We start from the raw sequence: 14050 nt of genomic DNA on the forward strand, positions 1-14050 counted from the left end.
CTGCGCTGCACAACCTTGATTGCGCGGAATCCGTCATGCAAGATGCCGAGTCATCATACGTGTTCTGGTCGCGATCAGACCTTTCTCCTTTCTGACGCCCCTCGGAACACTCGGACCCCGGCAGATCGGGAGTCATGTGAGCGAGACCGATGTCATCGCGGCGCCACGCCCCCTGTTGCTGGCCGACGGCCATCCCGCCGACCGGGCGTGGTCGCTGGACCCCGCCATGAGACACCTGAACCACGGTTCCTTCGGTGCGGTACCCCTGGTGGCACAGGAGCGGCAGAAGCAGCTGCGGGTGGAGATGGAGCGCTCCCCGGTGGTGTGGTTCCCGGCGCTGCCGCAGCGGATCGCCGACACCAGGGTCGAGGTGGCCGACTTCTTGGCGGTGGCCGCCGACGACCTGGCCCTGGTGCCGAACGCGAGCGCGGGCATCAGCGTCGTGTACGCCGCCCTCGACCGCCGCCGCGGCGGGGAGATCGTCGTCACCGACCACGGCTACGGCGCCGTCACCATGGGCGCCGAGCGGCTGGCGCGCGACCGCTGGGACGGCAGCGTCCGCACCGCGCACGTGCCCCTGGACGCGGACGAGGAGCAGGCGTGCGAGGCCGTGTTCGCCGAAGTGTCCGACGCGACGGACCTCATCGTGGTGGACCAGATCACCTCGGCGACCGCCCGCCTGATGCCGGTGGAGCGGATCGGCGCGGAGGCGCGGCGGCGCGGGATCCCGCTGCTCGTGGACGGGGCGCACGCACCCGGTCTGCTCCCCGCCCCGCTCGATGGTCTGACCTGTGATTTCTGGGTCGGAAACCTGCACAAGTGGGGGTGCGCGCCCCGCGGCACCGCGGCGCTCGTCGCCCGTGGCCCGCTGCGCGAGCGGCTCTACCCGCCGATCGACTCATGGGGCGCCGAGGACCCGTACCCCGACCGCTTCGACCAGCAGGGCACGGTGGATGCCACCTGCTATCTGGCTGCGCCGACGGCGCTCGGCTTCATCGAGCACACCTGGGGCTGGCAGCGCGCCCGCCGCTACATGGACCACCTGGCCGGTTACGCCGCGCAGGTCATCGGTGCCGCGTTCACCGAGCTGACCGGCGCCGACAGCGCCGTCGACGTCGGCATGCCGGTTCCCGGAATGCGTCTGGTGCGGCTGCCCGAGGGGCTCGGTGCCACCCGCGTCGAGGCCGACGCGCTGCGCGACCGGGTCGCCGGGGAGCTGGGGGTCGAGGCGGCCTTCACCAGCTTCGGCGGCATCGGCTATCTGCGGGTGTCCGCCCACGTCTACAACACCGCAGCCGACTACGAGTACTTCGCCGAGAGCTGCGTCCCCGTCCTCGGTGAGTGGGCCCGCGCGGCTCGCGGGCGGCACCGCGCGCCGTAGCGGCACGACACCGAAAACCCCTCCCCACCCCCGACTCCCCCAAGCCGCTCCAAGCGCGGCCCGCACCCACGGAAGAGGTCAGCACGATGAGGAGAAGGACGGCAGCCCTCGCCCTCGGCACCGCCGCCGCGATGGTCCTGACCGGCTGTTCCACCATGAGCCCGAACGCGAACGGAACGGTCACGCTCAACATGGTCGAGAGCCTGACCAATCCCGCCCGTACCGATCTGCTCAAGGGGCTCATAGCCGACTTCGAGAAGCAGAACCCCAAGATCAAGGTCAATCTGATCTCGCCGCCCACCGAACAGGCCGACCAGAAGATCCAGCAGATGCTCCAGTCCGGCAGCGGCGTGGACGCGCTCGAGGTACGGGACATCACGGTCGGCCCGTGGTCGAACAACGGCTGGCTGTACGACATGAAGAAGGACCTCAAGGGCTGGCAGGGCTGGGACGCCATGACGGAGAACGCCGTCAAGGCGTCCGCGGACACAGAAGGCCGTACCTTCTTCGTCCCCTACGGCTTCTACGGGCTGAGCCTCTTCTACCGCAAGGACCTGATCAAGGAGGCCGGGTTCAGCAAGCCCCCGGCATCCTGGGACCAGCTGCTGAAGCAGGCGTCCGCCATCAACGACCCGGCGAAGCGCCGCTACGGATACGCGTTCCGCGGCGGGGCCAACGCCAACAGCAACGCCACCGCCATCATCGAGGCGTACGTCGCCGACAAGGTCGACCTCGCCAACGGCTACAAGCTGAAGAACGGGCGCACGATCTTCTCCGCGCCCGAGGCCCTGGATGCCCTCAAGACCTACCTCACGCTCTTCAAGAAGGCATCGCCCAAGTCGTCCGTCTCCTGGGGCTATCCGGAGATGGTCGAGGCGTTCTCCAATGGCTCCACGGCCTTCCTGCTCCAGGATCCCGAGGTCATCGCCACGGTCTCCGAGTCCAAGTCGATCTCGAAGGACCAGTGGGACACCGCTCCGCTCGTGGCCGGGCCCAGCGGGAAGACCGTCCAGCCGCTGGCCACCGCCGGGTGGGGCATCGCGAAGGGCAGCAAACACAAGGCCGAGACCGTCAAGCTGATCGAGTTCCTGTCCCAGGGCAAGGCGTCGACGGACTTCACCAAGAAGAACAGCCTGGTGCCGATCCTCAAGTCGGCGACCGAGGACCCGTTCTACAAGACCGGACCGTGGTCGTCCTACGTCACCATGACCGAGCACCCCGGTACCTACCTCAATGTGAGCCAGCCGCGCGGCGTCGCCTGGTGGAGCGATTGGGAGCAGAAGTCCGACGCCGACGTGCAGAAGATGGTGATCGGCAAGATGTCGCCCAAGGAGCTGCTGGCGGGCTGGGACGCGTACTGGACCAAGAAGTGGGAGCAGGAGAAGTAGGGATGCCCGCCACGTCAGCGACGACGACCGGGCCGAAGCCTTCGCGCCCCGTCCGGAAGCAAGCCGTCCCGAGGTCCCGGAGCGGGCCACGGGACGGCCGCAAGCGGGAGTTCACGACCCGCCGGGGCCTGCTCATCGCCGCCTTCATGGCACCGGCCGCGATCTTCGTGGCGGTGTTCACGTACTACCCGATGATCGCGGGCAGCCAGATGGCCTTCCGCCACTGGGATCTCAACGATCTCACCGACACCTCCTGGGTGGGCCTGCGGAACTTCCAGGAGGTGTTCTCCGACCCCAACTGGGGCACCGTGCTGGGCAACACGGGCCTCTGGGTCATCGGGTCGATCGTGCCCCAGCTCGTGATCGGTTTCGCGCTCGCCCTGTGGCTGCGCCGCCGGTTCCGGTTCCGCGGCGTCTACCAGGCGCTGGTCTTCTTCCCCTGGGCGATCTCCGGGTTCCTCATCGGCATCCTGTTCCGCTGGATGTTCAACAGCGAGTTCGGCGTCGTGAACGACCTCCTCCAGAAGGCGGGGCTGATCGACGAGCCGGTGGCGTGGCTGGCCGATCCGCACAAGGCGATGATCGCCGTGCTGATCGCCAACACCTGGTACGGCGTCACCTTCTTCGCCATCATGCTCCTGGCCGCGCTCCAGTCGGTCCCCGACGAGCTGTACGAGGCCGCGGCGCTGGACGGGGCCGGGAAGGTGCGCACGCTCTTCCAGATCACCATCCCCTACATCCGGGTCACCCTGGTGCTCACCGTGCTGCTGCGGGTCATCTGGATCTTCAACTTCCCCGATCTGATCTTCGGGATGACCGGTGGCGGGCCCAACAACGAGACGCACATCGTGACCACCTGGATGATCAAGATCACCCAGCAGGGCGACTACGGCAAGGCCTCGGCACTCGGTCTCCTCGTGGTCGCGGGGCTGCTGCTGTTCACGGTGTTCTTCCTGCTGGCCACGCGCGAGAAGCGAGAGGTGAGGTCGTGATCGGCAAAGAGACCGCGGGCGGCCGGGCCGTCCGGATCGTCTTCTTGGGGCTGTGGCTGGCCTTCACCGTGTTCCCGCTGTACTGGATCACCATCACGTCGCTGAAGGCGCCGGGCGACATCTTCTCCTTCCCCCTCGCCTACTGGCCCGAGCACTTCTCGCTGGAGAACTACAGCGAGCTGTTCAACAAGGCCGACTTCGGGACCTATCTCACCAACAGCCTCATCGTCGCGACCGTCGCGGGCGCGGTCGCCACCGCCATCTCGATGCTGTCGGCGTACGTGCTGGCGCGCTTCGAGTTCCGCACCAAGTCCGCGCTGCTGACGGCCGCCCTGGTCACCCAGATGATCCCCACCTTCATCGCGCTGGGTCCGCTGTATCTGCTCATGACCGACCTGAAGCTGGTCGACAACCGGCTCGGGCTCATCCTCGTCTACATCGCCGTGTGCATCCCCTTCTGCACGGTGATGCTCCGCGGCTTCTTCGAGAACATCCCCGACGCGCTGGAGGAAGCCGCGATGATCGACGGCCTCTCCCGGTTCGCGGCGCTGTTCCGGGTGCTGCTCCCGGTGATGCGTCCGGGCATCGTGGCGGCGTTCATCTTCAACTTCGTCAACTGCTGGAACGAGCTGTTCCTGTCGGTGACCCTGATGAACAGCGACGCCAACAAGACCATCCCCACGGCCCTCAACGGATTCATCTCCAGCTTCAACATCGACTGGGGCTCGATGTCCGCGGCGGCCGTGTTCACGATCCTGCCGACGATGGTGCTCTTCGCCTTCGCGAGCCGCCACATCGTGCAGGGGCTCACCTCCGGCGCGGTGAAGGGGTGAGGTACCCATGTCCGTGATCGACGTTCCGCCGCCCGACTCCGTCCATGTGATCAACGGCCCGTCCGGGGACCCGCACACCGCCGCACCGGCGGGGCCGGGCCGCTGGACCGTGCCCGGCGCGCCGAGGTGACGGCGCGCCAGGATCCGTACGGCGCCCTGCGGGTGGCGCTCGCCGCGCCGGGTCCGGAGGGCGTGTCGACGGTGGCGCTGCGCTGGCGCCACCACCCCGGCGGGCACCGCCCCGCCCTGGTGCTCGACGATGCGTGGGAGCGCTCGTACGGCGAGTTGCAGGCGGCCTGCCACGTCTCCGCCGGCCCGGTCGCCCGCACCCCGCAGACTGACGCCGACCTCGGCTCGGCCGTCCGGCCGGCGCTGGACGACGGGGCGCCCGGCGGCGTCGAACCGCTGGACTGGCTCGGGACCACGGCCCCGCGCCGCTGGCGGACGGGCGATACGGAGCGCACGTACGCGTGGTCCCAGCCCTGGGGCGCGTGGCCGCGCTTCCGCTCTGAACCTCCGCAGTCATTGGGCACTTTGGTCAGTCGAGGGCTCTTTCAGCCCGGCGCAGTGAGCAGATTGCCCAGCCGGAAGGCGACATGTTGCGCAGAAGGTGGGGTCTCTGTCTACTTCTCGCATCACACAGCATTCCTGGACGCCAGGTCCAGGCCATGGAGGTGGTCAACGTGGTCATGGACGCGACCTTCTCGGGCGTCCCGGGCAAGGACCCGGCCGGGAGGGAACACCCCGGGACGCTCGGCACGCTGGAAGCGGTCGAGCGCCGGGTGCTGTGGCTCTCCACGGCCATCATCGACCATGCCAACCGGGTCCGGCCGAACCCCACGGGGCTGAAGGTCGGCGGCCACCAGGCGTCCAGCGCGTCGATGGCCTCGATCATGACGGCGCTGTGGTTCCACACGCTGACCGCCGAGGACCGGGTGTCGGTCAAGCCCCATGCCTCACCGGTGCTGCACGCCATCAACTACCTGCTCGGCGAGCTGGACGCGTCGTACCTGACGACTCTTCGCGCCTTCGGCGGACTCCAGAGCTACCCCAGCCGGTCCAAGGATCCCGACCGGGTCGACTACTCCACCGGCTCGGTCGGGATCGGCGCCACCGCTCCGCTGTGGGGTGCGCTCGCCCGGCGGTATGTGGAGGGCCGCTTCGGCGGGGCCGGGACCGGGCGGCAGTACTCCCTGCTCGGTGACGCCGAGCTGGACGAGGGGGCGATCTGGGAGGCGGTCCAGGACCCGGTGGTGTCCTCCCTGGGCGAGGTCACGTGGATCGTCGACCTCAACCGGCAGTCCCTGGACCGGGTGGTGCCCGGCATCGCCGCCGGCCGGCTCCAGGGCATGTTCACGGCCGCCGGCTGGCAGGTGCTGACGCTCAAGTACGGGCACCTGCTGCGCGAGCTGTTCGCCCGGCCCGGCGGAGAGGCCCTGCGCACGCGCATCGACGCCATGGGCAACCCCGAATACCAGCGGCTGCTGCGCTGCACCGCCGACCAGCTGCGCGAGCGGCTGCCCGGCACCGGCTCCACCGCCGGTCCCATCGCCGGGCTCATCGCGCAACTGGACGACGCCACGCTGCTCGCCGCGCTGCGCAACCTGGGCGGCCACGATCTCGGTGCCCTCCTGGAGGCGTACGACACCATCGACGACACCCGGCCGACCGTGATCTTCGCGTACACGGTCAAGGGTCACGGGCTGCCCACCGAGGGCCATCCGCAGAACCACTCCTCGCTGCTGACCGGCGACCAGATGCGCCCGCTGGCCGAGCGGCTGGGGGCGGACCTGGACCGCCCCTGGGCCCTCTTCCCCGAAGGCTCGGCGGAGGCGTCGCTGTGCGCGGCCGCCGCCGAGCGGCTGCGCAGGCCCGAGCGCGAGCCGCAGCAGCCGCCCGCCCTTCCGGCCGACCTCGGCCGCCCGGTGCCCACCGGGACCGGCCACACCCAGCAGGCGCTCGGGAGGGCGCTGCTGGACCTCACCCGCCGGGCGCCGGACGCGGCGGGCCGGATCGTCACCGTCAGCCCCGACGTCAGCTCGACCACCAACCTGGGCGGCTGGCTGAACAAGGTCGGCGTGTGGTCGGCCACGGAAGGCACCGACTGGTTCGCCGACGACGCCGAGACGATCCTGCACTGGCGGGAGAAGCCGACCGGACAGCATGTGGAACTGGGCATCGCCGAGACCAACCTGGTGGGCCTGCTGGGCGAGTTGGGCGCCACCTGGAGCCGCTGGGGTCAGCCGCTGCTGCCCATCGGCGTGGTGTACGACCCCTTCGTCAACCGGGCGCTGGAGCCGTGGTCGTTCGGCATGTACGCGGGCGGCCAGTCCATCCTGGTGGGCACCCCGTCCGGGATCACGCTCGCCCCGGAGGGCGGTGCACACCAGTCGATCACCACTCCGTCGCTCGGCATCGAGCAGCCGGGGTGTGTGTCGTACGAGCCCGCCTTCGCCATCGACACCGAGTGGTGTCTGCTCGCCGCCCTGGGCAACCTCGGTCAGCCGCAGGGGAGTTCGGCGTACCTGCGGCTGTCCACCCGGCCGGTGGACCAGTCCCTGGCCGCCGTGCCCACCGACCCCGCGGCGCGTGAGCGACGGCGTCGGCAGGTGGTGGCGGGCGCGTACCGGCTGCGGCGCCACGACGAGCCGGTGGTGACCATCGCGGCGATGGGCGCCCTGGTCCCCGAGGCCCTGGCCGCCGCAGAACGGCTCGACGCTCTCGGCCACGGCGCCGATGTGGTGTGCGTGACCAGCCCGGATCTGCTGTTCCGCGCTCTCCAGGCGCGGCGTGGCCTCGCCGAGGACCCGGACTGGATCCTCGACCGCGCCTTCCCCGCCGACCGGGCCACCCCGCTGGTCACCGTGCTCGACGGCCATCCGCACACCCTGGCCTTCCTCGCCACGGTGCATCAGGTGCCCGTCACCACCCTGGGCGTGACCCGGTTCGGCCAGTGCGGTGCCCTCGACGACGTCTACCGGTACCACGGCATCGACGGCGACAGCGTCATCGCCGCCGCCCTCGACCTCATCGACTGAGCTTCCCGAGCACGGCGCATCAATGGCGACGCTTGGGACACGTCAGCGTTCGGGGTGCGTCGTGGTGCGGGTGCGACGGGCGTAGGCGCGGGCTGCGCGGGCGCGGTCACCGCAACGGGTGGAGCACCAGTGGCGGCGTCCGGTGCGCAGCAGAAAACGGTTGCAGGGGGCGGAGCCGCAGGCGGTGAGACGGGGGGCGTCGGGGCCGGTCAGCAGGTCGGCGGTGTCGGCGGCGAGGACCGCGAGGGCGTGCTCGACGATCTGCGTGGTGGGGTGGGCGGTCTCGCGGTAGAGGCCGCGGGCCGCGTCCCAGCGGAGCAGGGAGGCGGCGGGGGCGCGGGTGAGCGCGTCGTTGACGGCGGCCAGCGCCCCGTCGGGGGCGGGCAGGTCGGCGGTGTGGGCGGCGAGGAGCGCCCGGACCTGTTCGCGCAGGGCGCGCAGCAGGTTGGCGCACAGCTCCATCATGCCGGTGTCGGCGGGGGCGAGGCCGCGGTCGACGAGCCACTGTTCGGCGGCGCCGGGGGTGGCGAGGAGGTCGAGGTGGTGCCCGCCGGGGAGGGCGATGACGCTGTTGGCGAAGTCGAGTGCGGGGTGCTGCTCCGCGCCGGGCGCCGGCGGCACGGCGGGTTCGGCTGTCTCGGTCTCCCTCATGGTTCTCATGGTACGGGTTGCCTTTATGCGTGAGAAACCCGTACCGTACTTCACGGATACACACCCCTCTATCCGTGAGGTTTTTCGTCATGTCTGCGACCAGCCCTGCCGACCAGCGGTTCCCCGTCCGTGTCTTCGGCGGACCGACCGCCCTCTTCGAGTACGGCGGACTGCGCTTCCTGACCGACCCGACCTTCGACGCCCCCGGCGACTACCCGAGGCACGACGGCCGGTTCCTGACCAAGACGGCCCCTGCCGCCGGTGGCCCCGCCGAGCTGGGCCGCGTCGATGTGGTCCTGCTCTCCCACGACGAGCACCCCGACAACCTCGACCACTCCGGCCGCGCCCTGCTCGCCGACGTCCCGCTCACCCTGACCACGCCCGGCGGCGGGCGGCGCCTGGGCGGGCGGGCCAAGGGTCTTGCGGACTGGGAGTCGATCGAGCTGGACCGCCCGGGCGGCGGGACCGTGACCGTCACCGGCGTGCCCGCCCTCCACGGCCCCGGACCGCGCGCGGAGGTCGAGGCGACCACCGGTGAGGTGGTCGGCTTCGTCCTGACCGCCGAGGATCTGCCCACGGTCTACGTCAGCGGCGACAACGCACAGCTCGCCCTGGTCGAGGAGATCGCCCGGCGCTTCGCCCCGGTGGACACCGCCATCCTCTTCGCCGGTGCGCCCCGTTTCCCCAATCTGTACGACGGCGCGCTGATCGTGCTCGACAGCGCGCAGGCCGCGGAGGCGGCGAAGATCCTCGACGCCCGCCGCGTCGTCCCCGTCCACTGCGACAGCTGGGCCCATTTCACCGAGGGCCGCGGCGACGTGGTGGCCGCCTTCACCGCCACCGGGCTGGCCGACCGGCTGGACCTGGGCTGATGTGCTGACGGGCTGATGCGCCGAGGCGGCTAGAGGTGTCGCAGCTTGTCCGGGTTGCGGATGATGCGGATCTCCGTGATCCGGCCGTCGACGACCTCCGCGCAGGCGACGGTGTCCGGGCGGCCCGCGACGGTGAGCAGCAGTCCCGGCCGACCGTTGACGTCGACCGCGTGCACGCGGGGGTCCTCCATCGGCTGGGTGGCGACAGCGGCGAGGAAACGGGCGACCTTGTCCGCGCCGCGCTGCGGGCGGAGGGCGGCCTTCACCTTGCCGCCGCCGTCGCTCCACGCCGTCACATCGGGGGCGAGCAGCTCCATCATCCGGTTGATGTCTCCGCCGATGCAGGCGGCCAGGAACTCGTCGGTGACCTGGCGCCGCACCTCGGCCGGTGTGTCGTAGCGCGTCCGCCGGGCCTGGACGTGTGACCGGGCGCGGTGACCCACCTGCCGTACGGACGCTTCGCCGCGCTCCAGCATTCCGGCGATCTCCCGGAACGAGAAGCCGAACACCTCCTTGAGGACGAAGACCGCGCGCTCCAGGGGCGACAGGGTGTCGAGGACGACGAGCATGGCGAGCGAGACCGACTCGGCCAGCTCCACCTCCTCGGCGGCGTCCGGCTGGGTGACCAGCGGCTCGGGCAGCCAGGGCCCGACGTACTGCTCGCGGGTGGCGGCGGCCGAGGTGAGCCGGTTGAGCGCGAGGTTGGTGACCGTACGGGTCAGATAGCCGGCCGGGTTGTCCACGGCGGTGGACACCTGGCTGCACCGCAGCCAGGTGTCCTGCACCAGGTCCTCGGCGTCGGCGACGCTGCCGAGCATGCGGTAGGCGATGCCGAACAGCATGCCTCGGTGGTGTTCAAAGGTGGTTGCGTCGATCACGTCCGCGACGGTACCTCGCAGGCGTCCGAGAAGCCCTGGCTGGTCAGGCCGAAGGCGCTGTTGACGCGCGAACGGTAGTTTTCCAGGGCGACCATGGCGGTGAGTTCGACGAACGCGGCCTCACCGAGCCGTTCGACCAGGACGGCGGCCAGCTCGTCGGTGACGCGGGGCTCAGTCTCGGTCATGGCCTCGGCGTACTCCAGGACGAGCAGCTCCAGCTCGGTGAAGTCCTCCTGGTGGTCGCGCCACTGCGGGACCTTGGAGATCTTGTCCATGGGCAGCCCCAGGACGTCGGCCTCCCAGTGTCCGAAGTCCATGCACCACGAGCAGTTGATCCTGGTGGCCGTGGCCATGACGGCGAGGTGCTTGAGGCTCCGGTCGAGGCGGTTCCACTTGGCGGCGCCGCGCTCCTGCCGCACATAGGTGAGCAGCACCCGCGCGTTGTGTCCGAGGGCCAGCCCGGGGTCGAGCGCCTTGCCGTAGGTGCGCCGGGAGTACCAGGCACCGATGCGGTTGAGCAGGGTGTTGGGCGGGGTGAGCGAGATCCGGGCCATGGCAGGCGCTCCTCTTGTCGTATCCGTTGGTCGTGTCTTCTGGAGGTGTGACAAGGGAGACCGCCGGAGTGTGACATCCGGGCGGGTCGCTGAGCGGGTCGCTCAGGGGAAATAGGATTCGAGCGTGCCGCGGCGCCGGACGTCGAGCGTCGCGCAGTGGAAGGAGCCGCCGAACGGCGCGTAGTGCAGCAGGTCGCACGGGATCGGCTCGAACCCCCAGCCTTCGAGCGCGCGCAGCATGTCGGTGTGGTGGCGCTCGGCGATGACCCGTTTTTCGTCGACCATGAGGATGTTCATGCTGAGCCACCTGCCGCACATCGAGGTCAGCCTGAGCAGGCGTTCCTCGATCCGGTCGGGTTCGGGGGCGATCAGGATGTCCCATGAGTTCAGAAGGTCGGGCAGGCGGTCGACATCGATGTATTCGGGATTGACCAGCGCCTTTCCCGGCGCCAGCACGAGGAACGTCGTGTCGATGTGCATGGGCGTACGGCAGCGGCTCTCGATCTCGTGGATGCGGTATTCGGGACCGAGGTGACGGCGCAGCCAGTCGATGCCCATGCAGTTGGTGACGTTGCTCCGCAGGACGAACAGGTCACGCCCCGCCCGGACGAAATCCGCCGCGTCGAACACCGGCTCGAACTCGGTGAGGATGTAGCGCATCGGTTCGCCGTCCTCCGGGGTACGGAAATCCGGCTCGAACAGCGCGTCGGTGAGCTGTGGTTTGGGCGCCGCCGTCCAGCGTGCGCCGCGGCGGAAGTAGTCCTTGAGAATCGGGCGATAGGAATGGGTCTCGAAATACCGGCACGGCCATGCCATCGGTGTCTCGATGATTTCGTCGCCGATCACGAGCATGCTGTCGCGCGGACAGGTGTTGCAGAAACCGCGCGACGACCAGTCGGGAGTGCCGAAGCGCTTCCTGTGGTCGACCGCGTCCGGGCGCGTGACCGTGACGCCGAGGGACCGCAGGAGAGCGATGAACTGATCGAGTTCCTCCCGCGCCGGTTCGATGAGCTTGCGCGGATACTTGATGCCGGAGGCGAGCCCCTGCCACCGCGCCGCCCACCGGGGGAGGTTGCAGGACACCACGGGGTGGCTGGAGGGGATCGTCGCGCCGTCGAGGCGGCCCACGATGATTTCCTCCAGCGGATCCCATTCATTGTGTGAATTGACCGGAGAAACGAGATGCTCCGCGGGAAGCTCGGATCGCTCTACTACCACCATGGTCAATCGCTTCCGATCACCGAAGTCAGGCAACTTAAAGTATTCAACGGGGTTCCCCGAGCGACCGGGTGTACTCCTCCACCTCGGCGAGCAGAACCATCCATTTGGCCTCACTCCCCGATGGCCACCACGCGCGCCCAGTCGGGTGGCGTATCCGGCACGTAATCCGGGTTGTCCTCGTCCCATGACCGGGTTGCCCGGTGGCGGGGGAAGAGACCCACCACCGTCCGGCACGGCGGTCGGGTACCCGGCCAGGATGTCTGGCCGTCGGTGAGGGCCACGATGACATCGGGGCGGGGGCGTGCCCGCAGGGCCCGGGCGAAGCCCGTACGGAGGTCCGTACCCCCGCCGCCCACGAGGGGTATTCCCTCGGCGCGGCACAGCGGGTGCACCGTGTCGGCCGCCGCGTCGCACGGCAGCACGCTGACCAGGTCGCGGCGGCCGCCCGCGGCACGGGAGATGGCGGCGACCTCGAGGAGCGCGCTGCCCAGTTCGCTGTCGCTGACCGAGCCGGAGGTGTCGATGACCACCGAGACCCGGGGCGGCCGCCGCCGCAGGTTCGGCAGTACGGCGCCTGCCACGGCGGCCGAGCGCCGCGACGGGCCCTCGCCCGCGCCGGGCCCGGAGGCCGCCGAGCGGACGGCCGCGCCCAGCAACTCGCGCCACGGCTGCGGCGGGTGGAACGCCTCCTCCGCCCACCGCTGCCACCCCTTCGGCGCGTTGCCCGGACGGGCGGTGATGCCCTGCGCCACCCGGAACCGGACCGCGTCCCGCAGTCCAGCCACGCCATGCTCTGGGTGGGCGGCCCGAGCCGGAACTGCCGCAGGTAGTCCTCCATCAGCTCCCCTTCGGGCAGCGTCAGGAACGCGGGGTCGACGGCGCCTTCGGGACGGACCAGCCCGTCGCCGAACACATCGTCGTTGATCTCGCAGTCCGCGGCGATGTTCATCCGCAGCCGCTCCGCGGGACCGGTCAGCCCGCGCTCCCGCGCGACCCGGTCGCCGCGCCCGTAGTGGTCGCGCAGCAGTTGGGACACCCCGTGCACCCACACGGCGGCCAGTTCCTCGACGGGTGTCCGGTCCACGAACGCGGGGGACACGCAGCACCGCAAGTGCCGGTCGACGGCCATCGTCGGTACCTGCCGCGACTCGACGGTGTGCAGGGCGAACAGCGCCGTCGCCAGGTAGGGACGGGCGCGGGCGGCGCTGCGCGGCCGCGTCCAGTTCGTCCCGCAGCGCACCGTCGCGCAGCAGTGCGTCGGGGCCCAGCAGCCCTTCGACGACGGCCAGCGCACCGGCGGTGTCGCCGTGGTCCAGCCGTTCGCGGACCCCGGCGAGGCAGTCCGGATGGCGGTGGGCCTCATCGACGGCCTGGAGACAGGGAAGCGGCGTGCCGGTGAGTGCGGCGAGCAGTTCCTCGCGCCGGATGTCGGCCGGGGCGTGGTCCAGCGGCGCCAACACCCCGTTGACCAGGCCGATCCGGTGCCGGGCTCCCCGGCACTCCACCAGGCGCGGCTGTCCTGCCCGGTCCGGGAGCCGGGACGGGCCGGTGCGGAGCAGTTCCAGGTTCGGCAGGACCCAGGTCGCCGCGTCGGGCAGGATCGGCAACGTGGCGAGCGGCCCGGCAGCGCTCGGGTCGCCTGCGTGGTCCGCGCCATCCGCGGCGAGGTCCAGGACCAGCCGGTGGCGGCCGCCGAGCCGTACGAGGACGGCATCGGCGGACGCGCCCTCGGCGTGGAGCACGAGCCGCGCCTCGGCCGCCCCCCGGTGGACGGCACAGCGACGGCCCGGCGGCACCGGCCCCGGCATGCGGATGACGGCCGGAGCGGGATCCGTCCCACAGCGCGAGGCTGATGCGCTGCCCGGCATCCGCCCAGGCGGGCGGCGTCCGGGCGACGAGGTGGACGGGGCCGGTGCCATCGCGCCCCGGAGCGTCGTAGCGCGCGAGGGCGATGGTCAGGCCGGGGCGCAGCAGTCCGTCAGGGGCGGCGATCCTCGGCATGTGCCAGCGCAACAGGTCGGGCGCCAGATGGCGGAGGTCGTCCCGCACCCGGGCCGCGAGTTCCCGGCCGTGGGTACGCGCCACGGAACGCGGATGGATGTCGACGTCGAAGCCTGCGGCGGCGGGCGGTCGCAGTCTCGATCATGGACGGCGGCACGGCGAACTCCCGCACGCGCCGCCAGAAGGAAAGGCGCCGGAAGAAAAGGCAGCAGTATCCCGTCGCGGTGTCGGTGAGCATCAG

Annotated in this window: 12 protein-coding genes and 2 pseudogenes; 7 read left to right on the top strand and 7 right to left on the bottom strand. The window is 70.5% G+C overall.

The window, feature by feature from the left end; translation table 11 throughout:
• Nucleotides 1-136: 136 nt before the first annotated feature.
• The 6 genes from EEJ42_RS01170 to EEJ42_RS01190 all read left to right on the top strand — a co-directional run bounded on the left by EEJ42_RS01170 (nucleotide 137) and on the right by EEJ42_RS01190 (nucleotide 7632).
• The gene (locus EEJ42_RS01170; RefSeq protein ID WP_123098173.1) at nucleotides 137-1381 is read left to right on the top strand and encodes an aminotransferase class V-fold PLP-dependent enzyme; all 1245 of its coding nucleotides are present in this window, start codon (nucleotides 137-139) and stop codon (nucleotides 1379-1381) included.
• Between the two features lie 86 nt (nucleotides 1382-1467).
• Entirely contained in the window at nucleotides 1468-2769 is a 1302-nt protein-coding gene (locus EEJ42_RS01175; protein ID WP_123098174.1) for an ABC transporter substrate-binding protein, read from the top strand.
• 2 nt (nucleotides 2770-2771) lie between these two features.
• Entirely contained in the window at nucleotides 2772-3761 is a 990-nt protein-coding gene (locus tag EEJ42_RS01180; protein WP_123098175.1) for a carbohydrate ABC transporter permease, read from the top strand.
• Entirely contained in the window at nucleotides 3758-4594 is an 837-nt protein-coding gene (locus EEJ42_RS01185; protein ID WP_123098176.1) for a carbohydrate ABC transporter permease, read from the top strand. Before EEJ42_RS01180 ends, EEJ42_RS01185 begins: the two co-directional genes overlap by 4 nt.
• A gap of 7 nt (nucleotides 4595-4601) precedes the next feature.
• Nucleotides 4602-4724, top strand: coding sequence for a hypothetical protein (locus EEJ42_RS53710; protein ID WP_281291383.1), 123 nt, complete (start codon nucleotides 4602-4604; stop codon nucleotides 4722-4724).
• A 538-nt stretch (nucleotides 4725-5262) separates the two neighbouring features.
• Complete coding sequence (locus EEJ42_RS01190; protein ID WP_123098177.1) at nucleotides 5263-7632, top strand: transketolase-like TK C-terminal-containing protein; 2370 nt, start codon at nucleotides 5263-5265, stop codon at nucleotides 7630-7632.
• Between the two features lie 42 nt (nucleotides 7633-7674).
• Here the strand turns inward: EEJ42_RS01190 and EEJ42_RS01195 are convergent, their stop codons facing one another.
• Complete coding sequence (locus EEJ42_RS01195) at nucleotides 7675-8292, bottom strand: CGNR zinc finger domain-containing protein (RefSeq protein WP_123098178.1); 618 nt, start codon at nucleotides 8290-8292, stop codon at nucleotides 7675-7677.
• A gap of 80 nt (nucleotides 8293-8372) precedes the next feature.
• Here EEJ42_RS01195 and EEJ42_RS01200 point away from each other — a divergent pair, with 80 nt between their 5' ends.
• The gene (locus EEJ42_RS01200) at nucleotides 8373-9155 is read left to right on the top strand and encodes an MBL fold metallo-hydrolase (protein ID WP_123098179.1); all 783 of its coding nucleotides are present in this window, start codon (nucleotides 8373-8375) and stop codon (nucleotides 9153-9155) included.
• 29 nt (nucleotides 9156-9184) lie between these two features.
• On the opposite strand, the gene EEJ42_RS01205 is transcribed toward EEJ42_RS01200, so the two are convergent.
• From EEJ42_RS01205 to EEJ42_RS52175, 6 genes and pseudogenes are all read right to left on the bottom strand, one after another.
• Nucleotides 9185-10033 (bottom strand): RNA polymerase sigma-70 factor, encoded by an 849-nt coding sequence (locus EEJ42_RS01205; RefSeq protein ID WP_123098180.1) that lies wholly within the window; start codon nucleotides 10031-10033, stop codon nucleotides 9185-9187.
• Nucleotides 10030-10587, bottom strand: a complete 558-nt coding sequence (locus tag EEJ42_RS01210; RefSeq protein WP_123098181.1) for a carboxymuconolactone decarboxylase family protein — start codon at nucleotides 10585-10587, stop codon at nucleotides 10030-10032. The genes EEJ42_RS01205 and EEJ42_RS01210 overlap by 4 nt, the downstream gene beginning before the upstream one ends.
• Nucleotides 10588-10689: 102 nt before the next feature.
• Entirely contained in the window at nucleotides 10690-11808 is a 1119-nt protein-coding gene (locus tag EEJ42_RS01215; RefSeq protein WP_123098204.1) for an amidinotransferase, read from the bottom strand.
• 110 nt (nucleotides 11809-11918) lie between these two features.
• Nucleotides 11919-12593, bottom strand: a complete 675-nt coding sequence (locus tag EEJ42_RS54405) for a vWA domain-containing protein (protein WP_425472836.1) — start codon at nucleotides 12591-12593, stop codon at nucleotides 11919-11921.
• Nucleotides 12563-13048 (bottom strand): annotated as a pseudogene (locus EEJ42_RS54410) (DUF2201 family putative metallopeptidase); the annotation flags it as partial. The pseudogene EEJ42_RS54410 and the gene EEJ42_RS54405, both read right to left, overlap by 31 nt.
• Nucleotides 12960-14047, bottom strand: a pseudogene (locus EEJ42_RS52175) (hypothetical protein); the annotation flags it as partial. The pseudogenes EEJ42_RS52175 and EEJ42_RS54410, both read right to left, overlap by 89 nt.
• Nucleotides 14048-14050: the final 3 nt, after the last annotated feature.

Origin of the sequence: Streptomyces botrytidirepellens, from assembly GCF_003721215.1 — a bacterium.
In the GTDB taxonomy this organism is placed as follows: Bacteria; Actinomycetota; Actinomycetes; order Streptomycetales; family Streptomycetaceae; genus Streptomyces; species Streptomyces himastatinicus.

Bases quoted from the DNA above. Each gene is read 5' to 3' on its own strand.
- EEJ42_RS01175 (WP_123098174.1), top strand. From the start codon at position 1,468: ATGAGGAGAAGGACGGCAGCCCTCGCCCTCGGCACCGCCGCCGCGATG.
- EEJ42_RS01180 (WP_123098175.1), top strand. From the start codon at position 2,772: ATGCCCGCCACGTCAGCGACGACGACCGGGCCGAAGCCTTCGCGCCCC.
- EEJ42_RS53710 (WP_281291383.1), top strand. From the start codon at position 4,602: ATGTCCGTGATCGACGTTCCGCCGCCCGACTCCGTCCATGTGATCAAC.
- EEJ42_RS01190 (WP_123098177.1), top strand. From the start codon at position 5,263: ATGGAGGTGGTCAACGTGGTCATGGACGCGACCTTCTCGGGCGTCCCG.
- EEJ42_RS01195 (WP_123098178.1), bottom strand. From the start codon at position 8,292: ATGAGAACCATGAGGGAGACCGAGACAGCCGAACCCGCCGTGCCGCCG.
- EEJ42_RS01200 (WP_123098179.1), top strand. From the start codon at position 8,373: ATGTCTGCGACCAGCCCTGCCGACCAGCGGTTCCCCGTCCGTGTCTTC.
- EEJ42_RS01210 (WP_123098181.1), bottom strand. From the start codon at position 10,587: ATGGCCCGGATCTCGCTCACCCCGCCCAACACCCTGCTCAACCGCATC.
- EEJ42_RS01215 (WP_123098204.1), bottom strand. From the start codon at position 11,808: ATGGTGGTAGTAGAGCGATCCGAGCTTCCCGCGGAGCATCTCGTTTCT.